The following is a 4,463-nucleotide window of genomic DNA, read 5'->3' as shown; positions in this document are numbered from 1 at the left end:
ACCCCGTACGAGCGCCAGACCGCAGCCAGCGACACCATCACCGCCCACAACGCCGGCTGCACGACATCCACCCGCCGCAACGCCGACTCGTCACCGAGCACATCGGCCAACGACCAGTCCACGAACGGTTCCAAAGCCTCCGCACACTCACGCATCGACAAAGCGAAGACAGGCGAAGACCCGATCAGCTCCTGCGCCATCCCCACCCACTGCGCACCCTGACCCGGGAACACGAACACGACCCGGTCCGTGAAACGGGCGGGAGCCGGTTCGATGGCGTCGTCGCTGATGGCGCGCAGGCCGGCCAGCAGCTCGTCCCGGTCGCCGGACACCACGGCCGCCCGGTGCTCGAAGGTCTCGCGGCTGGCCAGCAGCGACCATGCAACGTCCACCGGACGCAGTTCGGGAACCGATTCCACATGTTCCAGCAGCCGCGCGGCCTGTGCCCGCACCGCCGCGGCAGTCTTGCCGGACACCACCCACGGCACGACGGCGGTCGCATCGGGCATCGACTCGGCCCCGGCATCGGCGGGATCCGGTTCCGGCGCTTCCAGGATGATGTGTGCGTTGGTGCCGCTGATGCCGAAAGCGGACACCCCGGCCCGGCGGGGACGGCCCGTCTCCGGCCACGGCACGGCCTCGGTGAGCAGCCGGACGTCGCCCTGAGTCCAGTCGACCTTCGTCGACGGCTCGGTCACGTGCAGGGTCTTGGGCAGGATGCCGTGACGCAGCGCCATGACCATCTTGATCACGCCACCGACACCCGCGGCCGCCTGCGTGTGGCCGATGTTGGACTTCAAGGAGCCGAGCCACAGGGGCTTGTCATCGGGGCGGTCGCCGCCGTAGGTCGCCAGCAGGGCCTGGGCTTCGATCGGGTCACCGAGCCTGGTGCCCGTACCGTGGGCCTCGACCGCATCCACGTCGGCGGGTGACAGACCCGCGGTCGCCAAGGCCTGACGGATCACGCGCTGTTGGGAGGGGCCGTTCGGGGCGGTCAGGCCGTTGGAGGCGCCGTCCTGGTTGACCGCGCTGGCGCGGAACACGGCGAGGACCTCGTGGCCGTTGCGCCGAGCCTCGGAAAGGCGCTCCATCACCACGACGCCGACGCCCTCGGACCAGCCCGTCCCGTCGGCGGCGTCGTCGAAGGACTTGCACCGGCCGTCCGCGGAGAGACCGCCCTGCTTCGTGAGCCCGACGAACATGTCGGACGTCGCCATCACCGTCACACCGCCGGCCAGGGCGAGCGAGCACTCACCTGACCGCAGGGCCTGGGCCGCGAGGTGCATGGCCACCAGCGACGACGAGCAGGCCGTGTCCACGCTGACCGCGGGACCTTCCAGCCCCAGGGCGTACGCCACACGACCGGACATCACGCTGGTCGCCGCGCCGGTGAGCACATGTCCGCGCAGGTCGTCGTGGCCGCGGTTGACCAGGTCGAGATAGCCGGTCTGGTAGGCGCCGACGAAGACGCCCGTGGCGCTGCCCGCCAGGGCCGAGGGGGTGATGCCCGTACGTTCCAGGGCCTCCCAGGCCACTTCCAGCAGCAATCGCTGCTGTGGATCGGTCGCCTGGGCCTCGCGTGGCGAGATGTGGAAGAACGCCGCGTCGAACTCGTCGACGCCGGTGAGGAAACCACCCTCCGCGGTGATCGACGTGCCGGTGCCGGAGCCGTCCGGACCGAGCAGCGCGTCGAGGTCCCAGCCACGGTCGGTCGGGAAGGAGCCGATGCCGTCGGTTCCCTCGCTGATCAGGCGCCACAGGTCTTCCGGGCCCTGGACATCGCCCGGGAAGCGGCAGGCCATGCCGACCAGCACGATCGGGTCGTCGGTGACCGTGCCGAACGCCGGCACCGACGCCGGCCCGGCAGCGTCCGGCTCGCCGACCTCGCCGGCCAGGTGCGCAGCCAGCCGGGTGACGGTCGGATAGTCGAACACCGCGCTCGCGGCAAGGCTGAGCCCGGTACGGGATTGCAGCAGGTTGCGCAGCTCCACCGAGGTCAGCGAGTCGAAACCCAGCTCGCTGAACGGCTGCTGGGCGTTGATCTGCGCGGCCGAGGCATGCCCCAGCACCACCGCGGCCGACTCGCGGACCAGCTCGACGAGGACCTTCTCCCGCTCGGCCGGCGGCAGAGCGGCCAAGCCTTGACCGCCGCTGGCGTCGGGCGCGGCGCCGGCGGTACGCCGGGCAGGGCCGCCGACCAGAGCCCGCCACAGGGCGGGAAGCTCCGGCTGCGCCCGCAACGACCGCAGATCGAGCCGTGTCGGCGCCAGCAGCGGGAGATCGGCCCGCAGCGCCTCGTCGAACAGCTCCAGGCCGTGTTCGACGGCGAGCGCAGGCAGCGCCGCCCGGCCCATCCGCCGCCGGTTGGTCTCCGACAGCGTGCCGACCATGCCGACCTCGGTCGTCCACGGCCCCCAGGCCATCGACACGCCGGGCAGACCGTCGTGGCGCCGTTGCTGCACGAGCGCGTCGAGGAAGGCGTTGCCGGCGGCGTAGTTGGCCTGCCCGCCGCCGCCGAGCAGCCCGCCGATCGACGAGAACAGGGCAAACATCGACAGGTCCAGGCCGCGGGTCAGCTCGTGCAGGTGCCAGGCCGCATCGACCTTCGGTGCGAGCACCCGGTCCAGTTGTTCCCGCGAGAGCGTGGCGACGACGCCGTCCTCGACCACACCCGCGGTGTGAACGATTCCGCTGATGTCGTGGGCGCCGATGACCTCGGCCAGGGCCACCCGATCGGTGACGTCACAGGCCACGACCTCGACGGCGGCACCTGTGCCAGACAGCTCCGCGACCAGCTCCTCCGCACCCGCTGCCGCCATTCCTCGCCGGCTGAGCAGCAGCAGGCTCCGCACACCGTGCTCGCCGACCAGGTGCCGGGCCACCACGCCGCCCAGTCCGCCAGTGCCGCCCGTGATGAGAACGGTTCCGGCGTGCTCCAGGGGCGTCGGCGGCTCGTCCGTGGGCTCGGTCCTTGTCAGTCGCGCGGCGCGTAGTGTCCCGTTGCGCAGGGCCAGCTGGGGCTCCCCACTCGCCAGGACGTGACCGAGCAGTGCGGCGTCGACGCCCGTGTCCCTGCCCGTGTCTGCGTTCGCGTTCGTGTCTGCGTCCATGTCGAGCAGGACGATGCGGCCCGGGTTCTCGGTCTGTGCCGAGCGCACCAGGCCCCACACCGCCGCGGCGGCCAGATCGGTGACCGGTTCGCCGGGATTGGCGGCAACCGCGCCGCGGGTCAGGACAACCAGCGGGATCGTGGCCTCCGTCAGCCAGGACTGCAGCTGCTCCAGGACGCGGCCGACGAGTTCGTGCGTGGACGCGGCGACGTCGCCCGGGGCGGCGGAGGCGGACAACACGGCAGCCTGCGCCGACTCCTGGTCCGTGCTGTCGGCCGTCACCCACTTGGTGACCGGGCTGCCGGTCGCGGCGATGTCGATCCAGTCCAGCCGTAGCAGGGACCGGTCGCCCCGGACAGCCGTGATGTTGATGGTGTCCAGGTGCCGGAGGCTCAGCGAGCCGATCGACAGCACCGGCTGCCCGGCACCGTCCGCCGCCGCGATGGAGACTGCCGCATCGTCCGTGCGGGTCAGGGCCACCCGTAGGTGGGCGGCACCGGCCGCGTGCAGGACCACGCCGGTGAACCCGAACGGCGACCCGTCGACTCCGGTGAGCTTTGCGGTCTGCAGCACCGCGTCGAGCAGGGCCGGATGGATGCCGTACGACTCCGCACCGGCCTCGGCGGGCACAGCAACCTCGGCGACGACATGGCCGGCGCGCCGCCAGGCCTTGGTCACCCCCTGGAACAGCGGGCCGTACTCGACGCTGTCGTAGAAGTCGGCGAGGTCCAACTCTGTCGCGCCCGGCCCGGGCCACGCCCCGGTGACCAGGTCGAGCTCCGGGCCGGCCTGCGCCGGGGTTGCCTGTGCCGGGGTGGCTGTCACCGCTCCGGTGACGTGCCTGGTCCAGGACTCGGCGTCGTCCCGGCGGGCGTAGACGGTGACGCTGCGGCGCGTGGTGCCCGGCTCGGCGGGGTCGTCGCCGACCACTACCTGGAGCTGGACGCCGCCCTGGGCGGGCAGCACCAACGGCTCCTCGAGGACGAGCTCGTCGAGGTGGCCGCAGCCGACGCTGTCCCCGGCGCGGACGGCGAGTTCCACGTAGCCGGAGCCCGGGAACACCGCAGCGCCGTCAACCGTGTGCTCGGCCAGCCACGGATGGGTGCGCAGCGACAGGCGGCTGGTGAAGACCGCGCCGTTCGTACGGGGCAGCGGCAGCATGGCGCCCAACAGCGGGTGGCCGGCGGCGCTCAGGCCCGCGGCGGTCACGTCCGTCGGCTGATGCACCGGTTCCGGCCAGAAGCGCTGGTGCTGGAACGCGTAGGTCGGCAGCTTGACCCGCTGCGCGTCCAGGCCCTCGAACACCGGCGCCCAGTCCACGGCGACGCCGTTCGCCCAGAGGTGCCCGATCGC

At 72.2% G+C, this 4,463-nt stretch carries 1 protein-coding gene; it reads right to left on the bottom strand.

Going from position 1 to position 4,463, the window contains the following annotated elements:
• A partial coding sequence (locus ABZ646_RS40950; RefSeq protein ID WP_360531169.1) for a type I polyketide synthase occupies window positions 1-4,463 on the bottom strand: 4,463 nt, incomplete at both ends.

It is taken from the genome of Streptomyces sp. NPDC007162 (assembly GCF_040634175.1).
Taxonomy (GTDB): Bacteria; Actinomycetota; Actinomycetes; order Streptomycetales; family Streptomycetaceae; genus Streptomyces.
The sequence above is the reverse complement of the archived record's forward strand: the minus strand, read 5'-3'. Positions and strand labels throughout refer to the sequence as shown.